Below are 17,894 nucleotides of genomic sequence, written 5' to 3' on the forward strand. Positions count from 1 at the left end.
ATCGAACTCGGTGATCTCGAGCGTTAGCCCCATGCCGGTGACTTCGTCGAGGAAGCGCCGCCATTCCGTCTCCTGCGCCGTATCGAAGCCGGTGGAGTTGTCGGCGTTCCCCGAACCGATATGGCTCTGCACGCCCAGTCCGTCGATCGGCACGCCCCGCGCCTTGAACCCCTCCAGCAGCTTCAGGACCCCGGCACGGTGGTTCTCATGACCGGCCTCCCAGCTCATGTAGTCGTTATACAGAAGCCGGGCCTTCGGAGCCGCCTCACGGGCCGTGTGGAAGGCGACGTCGAGGACTTCGGGACCCATGGCCCGCGACAGGCTGGTCTCGCGCCGCTCGCCCGTATCGGCGTCGACCGCCTCGTTGATCACGTCCCACGACACGACCTGCGGATAGTGTTCGCCGACGCGCCGGATGTGGGCCTGAAGCAACCGCTCGCCCTCCACCGCCGGACGTGAGCCGAAGTCGTAATCCGTCAGCCAGCGCGGGAACCAGTCCGGATGGTGCCACAACAGGGTGTGGCCGCGCATCTTCATCCCATGCCCTTCGGCCAGGGCCACGATCGCATCGGAACGCGAGAAATCGAAGGTCGCGGCATCGGGCCTCAGGGCGGGCCACTTCATCTCATTCTCGCAGACTAGGGCCCCGCATTCCGCCAGCACCACGGCGCGATACCGCTCCTCAGGCGTCCCGGCGCGGGCCGTCGCCTGACCCGCGCTGATCGCCGTGCCGAACAGAATCCCCTTGCTCGCGGCCAGGCTGTTCAGGGACGGACGATCTGTATCCCGGGGTGCCGCATAGGCGGCCATCGGCATGGCCAGCGCCGCGGTGGTCGCGAGAAAAGCGCGTCTGTCGATCATGGGAGACTCCATTCGATGGTTGCCAACCTTATAGGGTCACGGCTAAAAGTCAGACAAATGAAAAAGCACAATCTTGCCCTTTCGCTGGGTCTGGCCACAGCGTTGTTCACCGGGACGGCCCTGGCCCAGACCGCGCCCGCGCGCTTCGAATCCTTCACCTATGAAGGCAGCGATCCGGAGACATCCGGCACGCTATCGCCGGGCCAGTACCGCAATCCCATTCTGACCGGCTTCTATCCGGATCCGTCGGTGACCCGGGTCGGAGACGACTTCTACCTGGTCACCTCGACCTTCTCCTACTTCCCGGGCATCCCGGTCTTTCACAGCAAGGACCTGGTCAACTGGACCCAGATCGGCAACGCGATCGACCGCCCGGGCCAGTTGGACTTTGCAAGGCTCGGCCTCTCGCGCGGCGTGTTCGCCCCGACGATCGAGCATCATGCCGGGCTGTTCTACATCCTGAACACCTGCGTCGACTGCGGTGGCAACTTCCTGATCACCGCGACCGATCCCGCCGGCCCCTGGAGCGACCCCGTCTGGCTGCCCGACCTGGAAGGTGCCATCGATCCCTCGCTGTTCGTGGATCAGGAGGGTCAGGCCTGGATCCTCAACAACGGCCCGCCTCAGGGCACGCCCGAGTACGAAGGCCATCGGGCCATCTGGATCCAGAAGTTCGACATCGCCCGCCAGGCCACCTACGGCCCCCGCAAGGTTCTGGTGAACGGCGGCGTGGACTTCAGCACCAAGCCGATCTGGATCGAGGGCCCCCACCTCACCTATCGCAACGGCTGGTACTATCTGACCTGCGCCGAGGGCGGCACGGCCGAGGGCCATTCCCAGGTCGCCCTGCGGTCACGATCGCCCGACGGCCCGTTCGAGGCCTTTGCCGGCAACCCGATCCTGACCCAGCGCGGCCTCGATCCGACGCGCCCGAACCCCATCACCTCTGCCGGGCACGCCGACCTGGTCCAGACCCCTGACGGCGACTGGTGGGCCACCTTCCTGGCCGTGCGGCCCTATGGTCCGGACCAGTACAATACGGGGCGAGAGACCTTCCTCCTGCCCGTCGACTGGTCGGGCGAATGGCCGATCATCACGACACCCGGCCAGGTGATCCCCTATCAGGCGGAACGCCCGGACCTGCCCCGGCAGCCTGCGCCCGCCGTGCCGACGACCGGCCCGTTCCGCGTCGTCGATGCGTTCGACGGCCCTGCCCTGCCTGCATACTGGATGATGATGCGCAACCCGCGCGAGACCTGGTACGACCTGACGTCCCGGCCGGGCTCCCTGAGCTTGACGCCGCGCCCCGTCGATCTAGGCGACAACGCCAACCCCTCCTTCCTCGGCCGACGTCAACAGCATCAGCATGCCACCGCTGAAACCGTGATGCGCTGGACACCGACCCGCGATGGCGACCGCGCCGGCCTCGCAACCCTCCAGAACGACGACTGGTTCTACTTCCTGGCCGTCGGACAGGAGGCCGGAAAGCCCGTCGTCGAACTGCGCCGCCGGGCGGGTCCGTCAGAGGCCGCCGAGGGCGTCGTGATCGCCAGCGCGCCCCTGGCCGGACCGGCCGACGCCACCCGCCTTCGCGTCACGGCCCGCGCCGATCGCTACGACTTCGCCTACGCCGCCGAACAGGGCGACTGGATCACCCTGGCCCGGGACGTGGACGGAACCATCCTCAGCACCCGCACCGCAGGCGGCTTCGTCGGCGTCACCTTCGGCCCGCACGCCCGGTCAGCGCACTGACGGACTGCCGGTCAGTTCAGCGGCAGCTTGTTCGCATCGTAGTTCTGGCCGAAATCCAGCACCAGCGCCGGACCCAGCTCCACTGTGTGGTCGGCCGTCGCCAGGTGAACCGCCAGATTGACGGCCCCGCCTGCATAGTCCTGGGTCGCGACGCCCGAGGCATAGACCATCTTCCATTCGGGCCCGATCTCTCCGGTCGACTCGGCGATGGAGCCATAGGGTGCGGACGCCTGCTGGATGCGCACCGGCAGTCGGCTGGTCGTCTGCCCTGCCGGAGGCGTCGCAAGCCTGGCCCACACCGCCAGCAGAACCGTGTCGCCGCGCTTGATCTCGCCCCGGATGGGCATCTGGGCGGATACGGCCCAGGGCTGGGCCGATTGTCTCGCCTGAACGGTGATGGCCCGTTCACCCAGCACCCCGGGGGCGGCGTGGGGTCGCGGCGCAGTCTGCACGCCGTTGACCTGCCAGGACTGCACCGGCGGGCTGTTGATGATGTATTTCGTGATGTCGTCGTCCTGACCGGCCGACGGCGTGGCCAACGCCGTACCAGCCAATGCCAGGCCGGCAACGAGCCCTATCAATGCATGCATACCCAACCTCCCCGGCACACCGCGTAGAGCGGCATGACCGCTTGACACGTTTCGATCGTTAACTCAGACAATTCTTCCGGAAATTGCAAGGGCTCCCATGCGTGTTCAATCCCGGTTCTCGACGGTCCTTCGGGTTCTCATGGCAACCACCGCTGCCGCATCAATCAGCGCTGTGTCTTGGGCCCAGACTCCTCCGCTCAATCCGCTCAGGTTGAACCAGGTCGCATTCGGCACCGATGGACCCAAGGCGGCCACGCTCGTGGATCCCGCTACGCGACCCATGGACTGGTCGATCGCCGCTACGGACGGCCGTGTTGTGCTCCGCGGTCAGACCTCCGTCGTCGGACTGGACCACACGTCAGGCGACCATGTCCATACGATCCGGTTCGACGACCTTCGCCCGGCGGGCCATTATACGCTGGCGATCGGCGACCATCGCCGGAACCTCGTGATCTCCGACACACCGTTTGCAGCGGTCAAGCGCGACGCCCTGATCTTCTTTTACGAGAACCGCAGCGGAATCGCGATCGAGGCCGAACACGTTGCCCGCCCGGACCTCGCTCGCCCGGCCGGCCATGCACCGGATCGTGCGACCTGTTTTGCGGGCGAGGACATGCGCGGCAACGTCTGGCCCGGCTGCGACTATACCCTGGATGTCTCGGGCGGCTGGTACGACGCCGGCGACCACGGCAAATACGTCGTCAACGGCGGCATCGCGACCTGGACCTTGCTGAACGCCTGGGAGCGCGCCTCCGCACTGGGGATCGGCCACCCGTATCCGGATGGATCCGCCGACATCCCGGAGGCCGGAAACGGCGTCTCGGACCTGCTGGACGAGGCCCGCTGGGAGGTCGAATTCCTGCTGCGGATGCAGGTCCCGGAAGGCTCACGCCTGCGTGTCCCCGTGGGCCGGGTCACCCGGGAACAGCCGCTGACCTTCACCGAGATCGACGCCGGAGGGCTGGTGCATCACAAGGTCCACGACGTCCGCTGGACCAGCCTGCCCACGGCCCCGGCGAACGATCCAGAGACGCGATACCTCTATGCGCCGAACACGGCAGGGACCCTGAACATGGTCGCCGTCGCCGCCCAGGCCGCGCGGATCTGGAAGACCATCGACCCCGGATTCTCGGCCCGTGCCCTGGAGGCTGCAAAGCGCGGGATGGCCGCAGCGGAACGCCACCCTGACATCTATGCCGTCGGCTCGTTCAACGGGGGTGGCGATTACGGCGACGGCAACCTGAGCGACGAGTTCTACTGGGCCTTGGCCGAACTGTACCTCACCACCGGCGACGCGGCCCTGCTGCAGGCGTTGAGGTCGTCGCCCCACTATCTGGCGGGCCCTATCGGAGATCGGGCGACGGGGGACATCGGCTGGAACGGCGTCGGAGCGCTGGGGACCATCGCCCTGGCGCTGTCGAGCGACCGTCTGCCCGAAGCCGAGCGCCAACGTGCCCGCCAGTCCCTGGTCGCGGCCGGCCGGGCATACCTCGCCGAAGGCGCGACACAGGGATATGGCCAGCCCTTCGCAGGTCCCGACTACAGCTGGGGCTCCAACGGCAATCTGATGAACCGGGCGATGGTGCTGGGCCTGGTTCATGACTTCACCAAAGAGCCTGCGTTCAGGGACGGGGTCGTGGCCGCCATGGACTATGTGCTGGGCCGCAACCCGCTCGATCAGTCCTATGTGACCGGATATGGCGACCGGCCGATGCGCCATCCGCACCACCGGTTCTGGGCCCACTCCAGCGACACCGCCTATCCGATGCCGCCGGCAGGGGTGCTGTCGGGCGGTCCGAACAACACCAATATGAGCGATCCCGTCGCCGAGACCATGCGCGGGAAATGCCTGCCCCAGACCTGCTGGCGCGACGACATCGGGGCCTTCACCCAGAACGAGGTGGCCATCAACTGGAACGCGCCCTTCGTCTGGGTCGCGGCCTTCCTGTCGCCCGGCTAGCCGCCTTTGCCCGCCAGCGCCTTCAGCTTGCGCAGGGCCGGTGTGACCATCGGGATGGTCAGCATCGTCGATCCGACGGCCATCAGCAGAAGCGCGGTGAAGGTCTCGTTGGTGATGATCCCCCGGTCCAGCAGGATATTGGCGAAGATGATCATGATCAGGGCCTTGGTCTGAAGCAGCCACCCGATGATCGAGGCCTCGCCCTTCTCCCATTTCAGGATGCGACCGGCGATCTGAAGACCCGCCAGCTTGCCCGCCACCGAGGCGACCAGCAGCAGGGCCGCAGCCCCGAACACCGCCACCCCGCCCACGTCCCACTGGGTGCGCAGTCCGGTGCTGAGGAAGAAGACCGGCATGATGGCCAACAGGATATGGTCGCGGAACTGGTCCATCCGCTTGCGGTCGAACCATTCGCCATCCAGCACGGCCCCCGACAGGAAGGCCCCCACCATGAAGTGCAACCCGCACCAGTCGGCCGCGAATCCGCAGGCCGCCAGCCAGATCAGGGAGACGTACCAGCGATCGCGTTCCTGCAGCCGCTTCATCAGCGCCCGGATTGCATAGGTCGCGACGGCGAAGCCCACCAGAAAGATCGCCTGACGTCCGACCCGCTCCCAGTCCAGCAGGATCAGGGCCAGAACGCCCCAGATGGCTATGTCGTCCAGGCTGGCGTACCGAAGCACACGCTGGCCCAGCGGCAGACGCAGGATCTCCAGTTTTTCGAGAAACAGCACCAGGATCGGCAGGGCCGTCACCGCACAGGCCATGCCGATGCCCAGCACGACCTGCCACGGCTGGCCATTCGGCCCGACCCAACCCGGAAGCTGGAGCATCGCGATACCGGCCACGGCGCCGAATATCAGGGGCACGGTCAGGGCCAGCCCGGCGGTGACCCCGGTCTCACCGCGGCGCGCCCAGGCCTGTTTGAGGTCCAGCTCGATCCCCGCGATCCAGACGAAGATCATCACGGCCCACCAGGCCACGCCGTTCAGAGCCGTGATGACCTGGGGGTTGAAGACGAACTCATAGTATCCCGGCGCCACCGCACCCAGCACCCCGGGCCCCAGCAGGATCCCGCAGATGATCTGAACCACGACCAGGGGCGCATAGTATTCGGTGCGCAGCCCACGCCAGATCAGATACGGTGCCGTGAAGATCAGCAGCAGCGCGATCAGGAATATCTCGGTCGTCGTCATTGCGTGCATGCAAGGCCCCCGCCACTCAGCTCTTGCCCGGCTGATCGAATTTCAAGTTGGCGTCGATCGCGCGAGCGGCATGTCGCGTCGATCAACAACTCAGACAATTACATGGCCCGACGACGGCGACAAGGCTTAAGGCCAAGCTGCCCGCACCATCAGGCAGCACAATGCTCGGCAATGAACGCCGCGTGGGCCGGCATATAGTTCGCCGAGTTCCGGATCGCCTCGGCCGTCTGGGCCAGTCGCCGCCGGGTCTCCTCAAGAGTCAGGACATCGGCGACCGGATCGTAACTGGCCGGGGCGACATTCTGGCCGATCATGACGGCGAACCAGCTGGTGTCGTTGAACAGCTCCTCGTTCTCCCGGAACACCCGGCCCCGACTGCGGAAAATCTCATACTTTTCAAGAAGGCTGTCCGGCACCGGCATGGTCCGGACGTAGTTCCAGAAGTCGGTGTCCGTTCTCTGGGCCGCGTTGTAGTGCAGGATGATGAAGTCGCGGATCCGCTCGGCCTCATAGGCGACGACCCGGTTGAACCGGTCGGTCTCGGCCTGTTCGAAGGCCTTGGTCGGGAACATGGCCAGCAGGTTGGCGATACCGCTCTGGACCATGTGGATGCTCGTAGATTCGAGCGGCTCGATGAAGCCGGACGCCAGTCCCAGCGCCACGACGTTCCGGTTCCAGGACTTCCGGCGTCTTCCGGTCGTGAAGCGAAGCGTCCGGGGTTCGGCCAGGGCCTTGCCGTCCAGCTGGCTCAGCAGGTCCACCGTCGCGTCCGCCTCGTCGATGAACCGGCTCGAGAAGACGTAGCCATTCCCGGTCCGGTGCTGGAGCGGGATCCGCCATTGCCATCCAGCCGCCCGCGCGGTCGAGCGCGTGAAGGGTGCGGGGTCCTCCACCCTCTCACACGGAACGGCGACGGCCCGGTCAGCGGGAAGCCAGTGCGACCAGTCATCATAGCCGGTCTTCAATGCCCCCTCGATCAGCAGCCCGCGAAAGCCGGAGCAGTCGACGAAAAGATCGGCTTCGACCGTGCGCCCGTCGTCCAGGGTCAGGCGTTCGACGAACCCGTCCTCGCCGCGCAGGGCGACGTCGACGATCCGGCCCTCAAGTCGGGTGACGCCGCGACCCTCGGAATATTCCCGCAGATAGCGGGCATACAGTCCCGCATCGAAATGGAAGGCATAGGCGATCTTGGACAGGGGCGATCGGCCGGCATCGATGGGACGCATGAACTTGCCCCGTTCGGCCGCCATGGCCTGGAGGGAGTATTCGGAGATCGACGAGGAATCGCCCTGCTGGTTCAGCCGCAGCCAGAAGGCATGAAACGACACACCCTCCATATCCACGCCGAACGGGCCGAACGGATGGAAATAGCGGTCTCCGATGCGGCCCCAGTCGCGGAACTGGATCCCCAGCTTGAAGGTCCCCTGGGTGCGCCGGATGAACTCGTCCTCGTCCAGACCCAGCATGGTGTTGAAGGTTCGGATCTGGGGGATCGTCGCCTCACCGACGCCGACGGTCCCGATCTCATCGGACTCGATCAGAGTGATCTCGGCGTAACCGGGGCCCAGGATCTTGGCCAGGGCAGCCGCCGTCATCCAGCCTGCCGTGCCCCCGCCGACGATGGCGATCTTTCGTATGCGGTTGTCAGTCGTCATGGGTCACGATGGCCTGGTTTGTGTCGGTTCGCGTGAGTATCGGGTCAGCATCTCGGCGTGGGTCGGCATGGCTTCGACAGCCTGACCGATCACCGCCTGCATACGTCCCAGACGTGCGGCCAGATCCGCGATCGGCGTCTGATCGACGATCGGATGGTACCGTCGCGGATTGACGTTCTGGCCCATGAACACGGCGATCCAGCTGGAGTCCTCGAAGGTTTCCTCGTCGTACAGACTGACGCGCCCGCGACTTGAGAACATTCGAATCTTGTGGGCCAGTTCATCCGGTGGAGCCGTATTGCGGACAGCGTCCCACAGCGGCTCGCCTTTGCGGGCATTCGCCCGGTAGTGCAGGATCATGAAGTCCCGCAGCCGATCCGCCTCGGCCGCAATCAGACGATTGTACTCGGCAGCAGCAGACGTCATCGCGCCGTCCGACGGGAACAACCCCAGCAGCTTGCTCACGCCGCTCTGAACCAGATGCAGACCGGACGCCTCCAGGGGCTCAAGGGTCGTTGCCGACAACCCGATGGCGACACAGTTGCCGACCCAGGCCTGTGTCCGCCGTCCATTGCGGAATCTGATCTGCGGCTGTGCGCCCGAGGCCTCGAAGGCGCTGGCCGAGACCCGCATGGTCCCGACGCCGTTCCCCAGGGCGGCCTTCCAGGACCAGCCGCCCCGCAAGGCCTTCGCCTCCGTCAGCGGGCCCAGGCCTTCGACCGGGCCCAGGGCACCGCTGATGCAGTCGGCCGGGAGCCAGTGCGAATAATCGACCCGGCCCGCGTCCAGGCGTGAAATTAGATCACCCTTCTGGCCCGTCGCGTCGATGAACAGATCGGCCTCGAACCGACGTCCGTCGCCGGCGATGACGGCCTTGAGGCCCTCCCCGTCGGCGCGCCGCTCGATGTCCACGAACCGGCCCGCGATCCGCTCGACGCCCGCTGCGACGGCGACCTCGTTGACGACGGCGACATAGTCCGCGACCGGCAGGTGCAGCCCATAGCCCATGGTGGAGGTCACGGAGCGGGGGTCGTCCGACGGCAGACTGAACCGCCCTGCCCGCCCTGCCACGGCCGCGACCGCGAAGGCTTCGAGCGGCGGTGCCATCCCGGCCGCCTTGAGTCTCAGCCAGTGATGATGGAACGGCACCCCGTCCAGGGTTCCGCCGAACTCACTGAAGGGATGGATGTAGTCGTGATCCCGGCGGGTCCACGACCTGAACATCGTCCCCAGCCGATAGGTCGCGTTCGCCCTGGCGATCAGCGTCGCCTCGTTCAGACCCAGTGAGGCGTTGAAGCCGTTCAGCGACGGCAGGGTCGCTTCGAACGGCCCCAGGACCCCGGTGTCCTCGACCTGGTCCGGGTCTTCCAGCACACGCACCGACACGCGTCCGCGAGTCGCACGCGCAAGCGCAGCCGCCGTCATCCAGCCCGCCGAACCGCCGCCGACGATAAGGACGCTGCGTGTCATGCCATGGCCTTGGCTGCACAGCAGGCCTTCACGAAGGCCTCATGCGACGGCATCGCCGCCGCAGCCCGCTGCACGGATGTCCGCAGGGTCTCGAGCGCCCCGGCCAGGGCCGCTTCGGGTGCCCGGTCGCTGAGCGCGTCGTAGGCGTCGGGTTCGATCCTCTGGCCGAAATAGACCGCAAGCCAGCTCGGCTCCAGAAACAGGCCGTCGCGATAACGGGCGACGACGCCGCGCTCCTTGAACAGAGCCACCTTCTCGGCGAGGCTGTCGGGCACCTGCATGGTCCGGCAATGGTTCCAGAACGGCGTGTCGTCCCGTTCCGTGGCATTGTAGTGCAGCACCAGGAAATCGCGGATCCGGTCGTACTCCAGCTCCATGATCCGGTTGAACTCGTCGGCGTCGGCGGGATCGTGGTCCGCGTCGGGGAACAGCTCGACGAGGTTGGTGATCGCGGCCTGGATCAGATGGATGCTGGTCGACTCAAGCGGCTCCAGGAACCCGCTCGACAGGCCGATGGCGACGCAGTTGTGCATCCATTGCCTGCGCCGCCGCCCGGTCGTGAAACGAAGCATGCGCGGCTCGGCGCGAGCCGGCCCCTCCAGACGGCCCATGACGCGTTCGACCGCAGCCTCATCCGACAGAAAGGCGCTGGAATAGACATAGCCGTTGCCGACCCGGTGCTGCAGCGGGATCCGCCAGGACCAGCCGGCTTCCAGGGCCGTGGCCCGGGTGTAGGGCGTCGAGGCCTCGACGGTGTCGCACGGCACCGCGACGGCGCGGTCGCACGGCAGCCACCGTGTCCAGTCCTCATAGCCGGCCTTCAGTGCGCCTTCGATCAGAAGACCGCGGAAGCCCGAGCAGTCGATGAAGAGGTCGCCTTCCAGTCGCTCGCCACTGGTCAGGACGACGCTGCGGATGTGGCCGTTGTCCGGGTCGAGCTCGACATCCACGACCCGGCCTTCGCGGCGCACAACGCCTCGCGCCTCCGAATGCTGGCGCAGATGGGCGGCGTAGAGCCCCGCATCGAACTGGAAGGCATAGGAGAATGTGGACAGCAGGGACCGGGGGTCGGTCTCCGGCCGCATGAACCGCCCCATGCGCGCCGCCACGACCGGCAGGGAATAGTCGTGGATATCGGCCGCCACGCCCGCGCGCCTCAGTCGCAGCCAGTGGTGGTGAAAGCCCACACGCTCGATCGACCGACCATAGGCACCGAAGGGGTGGATGTAGGAGTCGCCCAGACGGCCCCAATCCCGGAACTCGATGCCCAGTTTGAAGGTGGCCTGGGTCCGGGCCATGAACTCGTCTTCGTCCAGACCCAGCCTCTGGTTGAAGCTGCGGATGTGCGGGATGGTCGCCTCACCGACCCCGACGGTCCCGATCTCTTCGGACTCGACCAGTCTAATGCTCAGACCAGAACGGTTCAGCAGGGTCGACAGCGCCGCCGCCGTCATCCAGCCCGCCGTGCCGCCGCCCACGATGACGATCTTTCGGATCCGTGCCCCAGACATGTCCGTTAGCGCTCCCAACCCCGGCCTTTGTTGACCACGGCCGACCGGCCGTCCGCAAGCCGCTTTCGATTTGTGCAACGCAACAAAATCAGGCGGTTATTTGGCACGCCCCCTCATTACTCAGACACTTGAAGGTGCCGCAAGACTGCGGTATGTCTCGAACCAATGGTAGCGTTACCAAGGCGCTACTTTATAACACCTGGGGAGAAATCGAATGCATCAGACCACCACCACAACTGCGCCCGCTCGGGCCCACAGTCGCCATTGGGCGCGTCACGGGGCCTCGGCTCTCGCGGTCGCCGCTGCTGTCTACGGCGCACCCGTCTGGGCCCAGACGACTCCGGCCCAGGACGATCCCGACGACACCGAGGTCGAGGAAGTGGTGGTCACCGGCATCCGTGGCAGCCTGCAAAGCGCCCAGACCATCAAGCGCAACGCCGAAGTCTTCGTTGATTCGATCAGCGCCCAGGACATCGGGGCCCTGCCCGATCGTTCCGTCACCGAGGCTCTTCAACGCGTCCCGGGCGTCTCGATCGACCGCTTCGCCGCCGGTGTGGACCCTGACCACTTCTCCGTCGAAGGCAGCGGCGTGGTCGTGCGCGGCCTGACCTTCGTCCGCTCCGAGTTCAACGGACGCGACGCATTCACGGCCAACAACGGTCGCGCTCTCGGGTTTGCCGACGTGCCGTCCGAACTGCTCGCCGGCGTTGACGTGTTCAAGAACCAGTCGGCCGACCTGATCGAGGGTGGCATCGCCGGCACGGTCAACCTGAGAACCCGCGTCCCGTTCGATCAAGCCGGAGACGTTCTGTCGGCCTCGGCCGAACTCAGCTACGGCGACCTGGCCGAGGAATACACGCCCACCTATTCGATCCTGGGCAGCAAGCGCTGGGAAAACTCGCTCGGTGAGTTCGGCTTCCTGGCCAACTTCGTCGATTCGCAGCTGAAGTCCCGCGGCGACGGCCAGCAGATTTCCAACTTCTCGCTGCGGTCGGGCATTGCATCGCAGCCGATCTATTTCCCGCGCGGTGCCTCGTTCCGCTCGCAGGAATTCGATCGTCAGCGGACCGGCTATGCTGCGGCCGCTCAATGGCGCAGCCCTGACCGGACCATGATCGCCACGGCGCAGTTCCTGCGCTCCGAAGCGACCCAGGCCTGGACCGAGCATGCGGTCGAGATCGCCACCGACAACGTCACCTCCAACGGCGACTCGCGACCGGTTCTCGGCACGACGTTCGAGTTCGGCGACGACGGCGTCTTCACCAACGGCACCATCACCGGCCCGACCGGCTGGCGCGCCGACCAGCAGGACGGTCGCGACAACCGCACCCCCCCGTTCGGTCTGCAGAGCAACAACCAGCGCCGCGACGTCTTCTCCGAGAACATCACCACCGACTACGGCTTCAACTTCAAATGGACGCCGACCGACAAGCTGAAGTTCGCGCTGGACCTCCAGCGTGTCGAATCGACGGTCGAGAACCTCGACGCGACCCTGTGGGCATCCACCTACCAGAACGCGCAGATCCAGCTGCGCGGCGACGAGGTGCCGATCGTCACCTTCCTGCCGCCGTCGGAGAACGGCACCGTCAGACAGTGCCCGGCCACGCCGCCGACCCCGGATACGGATTGCCCGCGCTACTACAACGGTGCCAACGCCAACTTCAGCGACCCGTTCAACAGCTTCGTCCGTAACAACATGGACCATGCCGAGGACAGCGAGGGCGAACTGACCGCCATCAAGCTGGACGGCGAATATTCGTTCGACGAGGACAGCTGGCTGGAATCCGTCCGGTTCGGCTATCGCCGCGCCGAGCGCGAACAGACCACGCGCTTCTCCTCCTACAACTGGGGTGTGATCAGCGAACAGTGGGGCGGCGGCGGGCCCGTCTGGCTCAACGACCTTGCTGATGGCGTGCCGACACCAGGCGAAACCGGCGTTCCCGGCACGGCCGGCACCCTCGTCGGATCGATGTTCGAGACCTTCGCCTTCAGCAACTTCTTCCGCGGCCAGGTCCCGGTCCCCACGGGCGACCAGCCTCGCCTCTTCTACAATCAGAACATCGTCCAGAACTACGACGCCTATGCCGCCTTCGGCCTTCTGGTCGGTGACGAATGGCGTGCGCGCCTCGGCGGCGACGGTTGCCCGCAGAACTGGGTGCCCCTGGCCATGCGATGCGATGTGGTCCCCGGAACGCAGTACCGCCTGAACGAGATCAACCCGGTCGATGAACAGAGCGATGCATTCTACGGAATGCTTCGATACGCCGGAGAGCTGTCCAACGGCGTCAGGCTCAGCGGCAACATGGGCCTGCGTTACACCAGGACCGATCGTCAGGCCGGCGGGTATCTGGCCTTCCCCCGCGGTACCTTCAGCACCGAGGCGGAATGCGCCGCCGTTCCGGTGGGCACGACCCCGACGGCCTTCTGTCGACTGGTCTCGCCCGCAAACCGCCAGGCGGCCCGCAACTTTGCCAACGGCGCGATCGTCGCGGATACCGCAGAGACGACGTTCGACTACCTCCTGCCGAGCTTCAACCTGAAGGCCGAGATGGACGGCGGAAAAATCTTCCGCTTCGGCTATTCGAAGGCCATCACGCCGCCGGACATTGGTCTCACGCGCAACTTCTTCAACGTGAACCTGTCGGCCAACGAACTCGACATCGTGGACGGTCGCCCGACCGGTCGCTTCGCCGTCGGCAACCCGTTGCTCAAGCCCATCCAGGCAGACAGCTTCGACGCCTCGTTCGAATGGTACTATGGCAACCCCGGCTCGTTCACCTTCTCGCTGTTCTACAAGCGCCTGAATGACGTCATCACCAACGGCACGGTGCGTCAGGCCTTCACCAACAACGGCGCAACCTTCGACGCCGTGGTGACAACGCCGGTCAACTCCGACGAAACCGCGACGGTCAAGGGCTTTGAAATCGCCTGGCAGGCCACGCTCGACTCCATCCTGCCCGAACGGTTCGCCGGCTTCGGCTTCAACGCCAACTACACCTACATCGACTCCGAGGGCGTTCCCCAGAGCACCCTGTCCAACACCGACCCGGACGTGGCTGCCGGACGTGTCGCCAACATCGACACCAGCCTGTTGCCGCTCCAGAACCTGTCGGAGCATACGGCCAACCTGGCAGGCTTCTACGAACGGGGACCGATCGCCATCCGTCTGGCCTACGCCTGGCGCTCCGAGTTCCTGATCACGCCGCGCGACGTCATCGTCCCGTTCGCGCCGATCATGAACGAGGCGACCGGCCAACTTGACGGGTCGGCGTTCTACTCGCTGAACGACAACGTCAAGATCGGCATTCAGGCGGTCAACCTGACCGACGAGGTCACCCGCACGTCCCAGGTCCTCAACAATGACCTGCTGAGGACCGGCCGTTCCTGGTTCATCAACGACCGGCGCTTCACCTTCATCGTGCGCGCCACCTTCTAGACCCACCCCTGACGACCACCTTCAGCCCCGACGGTTCACCCGTCGGGGCTTTTTCTTTAGTCTGTGCCCATGGTCTCCGTGTCGCGTTCCCCGCTACCCCAAGCGAAACCCATTCCGGTCCGGGAGGCCGTCAGCCGGGCCGAGTTCGAGCGCGACATTCTTCCCGCCTATGCGCCCGTGGTCCTCAGGAACCAGGTTTCGGATTGGCCCGTCGTCCGGGCCGGACGAGACAGCGACGAAGCCGTTGCCGGCTGGCTCAGGACCCACGCCAACGGCCAGCCGCTCGAGACCTTCACGGGAGCGCCCGGGATCGGCGGGCGCTTCTTCTATGACGACACTCTGACCGGCACGAATTTCGAGCGCGGACAGGCGTCCCTGGTCGATATCCTTGATCGGCTGCTTGCATGCCGGATCGAGCCACAGGCTCCCTCGCTCTATGCCGGAGCCGCCGTCGCGGACGGCTGCGTTCCCGATTTCGCCAAGTCCCACGTCCTGCCGCTGCTGGATCCCCGGGCCATGGCGCGGCTGTGGATCGGCAACGCCGTCACGGTCTCGACCCACTATGATCTCTCGGACAACATCGCCTGCGTCGCCGCCGGCCGTCGGCGATTCACCCTGTTTCCGCCGGAGCAGGTCAGGAACCTGTATGTGGGCCCGCTGGACTTCACCCTTGCGGGCCAGCCGGTCAGCCTCGTGTCCGTGAAAAACCCCGATCTCGAACGTTTTCCCCGCTTTGCCAAGGCCATGTCGCACGCCGTGACGGCCGATCTCGGGCCGGGCGACGCCATCTATATCCCGCCGCTCTGGTGGCACCAGGTCGAGGCCCTGTCGCCGTTCAATCTGCTGGTGAACTACTGGTGGAACGCGGCCGGCGCGCCGCCCTCCCCGTTCGAGGCCATGATCCATTCGGTGATGACGGTGCGGCCCCTGCCACCCGCTCATCGGGACGCTTGGCGCGCCATGTTCGAACACTATGTCTTTGAAGCCGACGGCGACCCCGCCGCCCATATCCCGGATCGGAGTCAGGGTGTCCTGGGCCGGATGACGCCGACCCTGGCTCGCCGCATTCGCGACTTCCTCGCCGCCGGCCTGAGACGCGGATAGAGACCTACGGTGCTGACCGGACGGGCCGATAGGTCAGGAAGATGTTGGCTGTCAGCCTGCCCTGGCGGGGATCGGCCGACAGCGCTTCCGGCCGGGGAATCTGGCCCGAATGGAGCAGGCAGCTCCGATAGACGATGACGCGATTGAAGGCGCAGTCCGCCCGATGCGTCAGAGCAAACTGGGCCGTATCGCCATCGATATAGCCCGACTGCGGCGGCTCCGCCTCAAGCTCTCGATCCAGCGAGGACTGATAGGTCTCCAGTCGATCCACCGTCAGGGTTTCGTATCCTGTGGACCGGTGACGATAGAAGGCCGTGCCGCCAAAGGTTGGGTCGCAGAGATAGTGCAGCACCGCGAACTGGAGCGGATCGACCGTATCCACATGCGGGATGCGTTGCGCGAGGCCGAGGCGTTCAGGTGACAGGGTCGCTAGAGCGAAGTTGCAACTGGCCCGCCACGGCGCGACGCCCCGCAGATCGTAATGTTCGCGGATCAGTGGATCGAGAGCGCGGCTGAGGCCCCCGACATAGTCCAACGGCGCGGGTGCCAGCCGCCCCGGATAGAAATTGTCCCCACCGACGGCGGCATCATCAAAGGTCGTCGTCTCGGCCGCGACATCCACCAGCCGCTCTGCATCCGTCACCGCCTCGTCAAGGACCAGCAGAGGCTCCTGCTCGGCACCGAGCCGTTCGACGCGTGCATTGGCGATGGCGGTGGGACACGGTGTCATCGCGCGAAGAATAGCGCTTATGTCAGACATATCCGAGGCTATAGTCGTCGGCGATGCAGACCCCTGACCGCAATTCCGAAGCCCTTCGCCACATCCTGGTGGTCGGCGGCGGCACAGCCAGCTGGATGGCGGCTGCGGCCCTGTCCCGGCTCTCGGGCAATGGCGTGACCCGGGTCTCGGTCGTCGAATCCGAAGAGATCGGCACCGTGGGGGTCGGAGAGGCGACCATCCCGCCGATCGTCAGTTTCAACGGCCTGCTCGGCATCGACGAGGCCGACTTCATGCGGGCCACCCAGGCGACGTTCAAGCTCGGCATCGAGTTCGTCGAGTGGGGCCGGACCGGCGACCGCTACATGCATCCGTTCGGCCCGTTCGGCGTGGGCATGGACGGCGTCCAGTTTCACCAGCACTGGCTGCGACAGCGCGCCGCCGGCGAAGCCTTGCCTCTCGGTGCCTACAACCTCAGTACCGTCGCCGCCGAGGCCGGTCGGTTCATAAAGCCGGACCGCGATGCGCCGCCCGCGTTGCAGACCCTGAAGTACGCCTATCATTTCGACGCCGGTCTCTATGCCCGCTACCTGCGGCGTCATGCAGAGGCCAGGGGGGTGGTCCGGCACGAAGGTCGAATCGTCGACACCGTGCTGCGCGCCGGGGATGGCTTCGTCGAGGCGGTGATCCTGGCCGATGGGCGGCGGCTGGAAGCGGACCTCTTCATCGACTGCTCGGGCTTTCAGGGCCTGATCATCGAGAAGGCCATGCACGCGGGCTATGAGGACTGGTCGCACTGGCTTCCCTGCGACCGGGCTCTTGCGGTTCCAACGCAGCGCGTGACGACCCTGGCACCGTATACCCGGTCTACCGCCGGGTCCGCCGGCTGGCGCTGGCGTATTCCGTTGCAGCACCGCACGGGCAATGGCCACGTCTATTGCAGCAGCCACACCTCCGAAGATCAGGCCCGGGCCGAGCTGATGGCCGGTCTGGACGCCCCCGCGCTCGACGAGCCCCGCGCGCTCCGCTTCGTGACCGGGCGGCGGAAATCGCAATGGATCAAGAACTGCGTCTCTCTGGGCCTGGCGTCGGGCTTTCTGGAACCGCTTGAGTCGACCAGCATCCACCTGATCCAGAGCGGGATCTCCAAGCTGATGACGATGATGCCTGACAGGCGTTTCGATCCGCTTCTGATCGCCGAATACAACCGGCTCTCGCAACAGCAGTTCGAGCAGGTCCGCGACTTCATCATCCTGCACTACAAGGCGACGGCGCGCGACGACACGGCCTTCTGGCGTCAGGTTCGCGACATGCCGATCCCCGACACACTGGCCCGCAAGATCGACCTGTTCCGCGCCACGGGCAGGTTGTTCCGATACGAGGACGAGCTGTTCAGCGAGGCCAGCTGGGTCGCCGTACTTCTGGGCCAGGGCGTCATGCCCCGAACCTATGAGCCCCTGGCCGATACCCTCCCCACAGCCCTGGTCCAGAAACGGATGGGCGTCCTGACCCGGGTCATCGGCGATCTCGTCGCCCAGATGCCCCGGCATGAGGATTTCATCTCGGGCTACTGCCGGGCGTCCTGACAGAAAAGGCGTCATCCGAGGATGACGCCTGTCCGTTACAACCCAA

The 17,894-nt window shown here is 65.8% G+C and carries 12 protein-coding genes; 5 read left to right on the forward strand and 7 right to left on the reverse strand.

Translation table 11 applies throughout. The features are described from left to right. Positions 1 to 861, reverse strand: an 861-nt coding sequence (locus ACILQR_RS00800; protein ID WP_395649624.1) for an endo-1,4-beta-xylanase, incomplete at its 3' end; no start/stop codon positions are given. A 57-nt stretch (positions 862 to 918) separates the two neighbouring features. Between ACILQR_RS00800 and ACILQR_RS00805 the strand changes: the two genes are divergently transcribed. After that, positions 919 to 2,613, forward strand: coding sequence for a glycoside hydrolase family 43 protein (locus ACILQR_RS00805; protein WP_395649625.1), 1,695 nt, complete (start codon positions 919 to 921; stop codon positions 2,611 to 2,613). Between the two features lie 11 nt (positions 2,614 to 2,624). On the opposite strand, the gene ACILQR_RS00810 is transcribed toward ACILQR_RS00805, so the two are convergent. Then, complete coding sequence (locus tag ACILQR_RS00810) at positions 2,625 to 3,203, reverse strand: hypothetical protein (RefSeq protein ID WP_395649626.1); 579 nt, start codon at positions 3,201 to 3,203, stop codon at positions 2,625 to 2,627. 211 nt (positions 3,204 to 3,414) lie between these two features. Here ACILQR_RS00810 and ACILQR_RS00815 point away from each other — a divergent pair, with 211 nt between their 5' ends. Beyond that, positions 3,415 to 5,163, forward strand: coding sequence for a glycoside hydrolase family 9 protein (locus tag ACILQR_RS00815; RefSeq protein ID WP_395649627.1), 1,749 nt, complete (start codon positions 3,415 to 3,417; stop codon positions 5,161 to 5,163). Here the strand turns inward: ACILQR_RS00815 and ACILQR_RS00820 are convergent. The 4 genes from ACILQR_RS00820 to ACILQR_RS00835 form a co-directional block, all read right to left on the reverse strand. Beyond that, the gene (locus ACILQR_RS00820) at positions 5,160 to 6,368 is read right to left on the reverse strand and encodes a cation:proton antiporter (protein WP_395649628.1); all 1,209 of its coding nucleotides are present in this window, start codon (positions 6,366 to 6,368) and stop codon (positions 5,160 to 5,162) included. The two genes, ACILQR_RS00815 and ACILQR_RS00820, sit on opposite strands and share 4 nt — an antisense overlap. Before the next feature lie 149 nt (positions 6,369 to 6,517). After that, positions 6,518 to 8,023 (reverse strand): tryptophan halogenase family protein, encoded by a 1,506-nt coding sequence (locus ACILQR_RS00825; protein ID WP_395649629.1) that lies wholly within the window; start codon positions 8,021 to 8,023, stop codon positions 6,518 to 6,520. A gap of 3 nt (positions 8,024 to 8,026) precedes the next feature. Continuing rightward, positions 8,027 to 9,493, reverse strand: coding sequence for a tryptophan halogenase family protein (locus ACILQR_RS00830; RefSeq protein ID WP_395649630.1), 1,467 nt, complete (start codon positions 9,491 to 9,493; stop codon positions 8,027 to 8,029). Then, complete coding sequence (locus tag ACILQR_RS00835; RefSeq protein WP_395649631.1) at positions 9,490 to 11,004, reverse strand: tryptophan halogenase family protein; 1,515 nt, start codon at positions 11,002 to 11,004, stop codon at positions 9,490 to 9,492. Before ACILQR_RS00835 ends, ACILQR_RS00830 begins: the two co-directional genes overlap by 4 nt. Positions 11,005 to 11,218: 214 nt before the next feature. On the opposite strand from ACILQR_RS00835, the gene ACILQR_RS00840 reads away from it, so the two are divergent. Beyond that, a complete protein-coding gene (locus ACILQR_RS00840; RefSeq protein WP_395649632.1) occupies positions 11,219 to 14,440 on the forward strand; it encodes a TonB-dependent receptor in 3,222 nt (1,073 codons plus the stop codon). Between the two features lie 78 nt (positions 14,441 to 14,518). Beyond that, positions 14,519 to 15,544: a cupin-like domain-containing protein gene (locus ACILQR_RS00845; protein WP_395649633.1), complete on the forward strand. Its 1,026-nt coding sequence runs from the start codon at positions 14,519 to 14,521 to the stop codon at positions 15,542 to 15,544. Between the two features lie 4 nt (positions 15,545 to 15,548). Here the strand turns inward: ACILQR_RS00845 and ACILQR_RS00850 are convergent, their stop codons facing one another. Further along, the gene (locus tag ACILQR_RS00850) at positions 15,549 to 16,304 is read right to left on the reverse strand and encodes a DUF6445 family protein (protein ID WP_395649634.1); all 756 of its coding nucleotides are present in this window, start codon (positions 16,302 to 16,304) and stop codon (positions 15,549 to 15,551) included. Between the two features lie 23 nt (positions 16,305 to 16,327). On the opposite strand from ACILQR_RS00850, the gene ACILQR_RS00855 reads away from it, so the two are divergent. Continuing rightward, positions 16,328 to 17,848, forward strand: coding sequence for a tryptophan halogenase family protein (locus ACILQR_RS00855; protein ID WP_395649635.1), 1,521 nt, complete (start codon positions 16,328 to 16,330; stop codon positions 17,846 to 17,848). The last annotated feature ends 46 nt before the right edge of the window (positions 17,849 to 17,894 follow it).

Origin of the sequence: Brevundimonas sp. (assembly GCF_044239655.1) — a bacterium.
In the GTDB taxonomy this organism is placed as follows: Bacteria; Pseudomonadota; Alphaproteobacteria; order Caulobacterales; family Caulobacteraceae; genus Brevundimonas.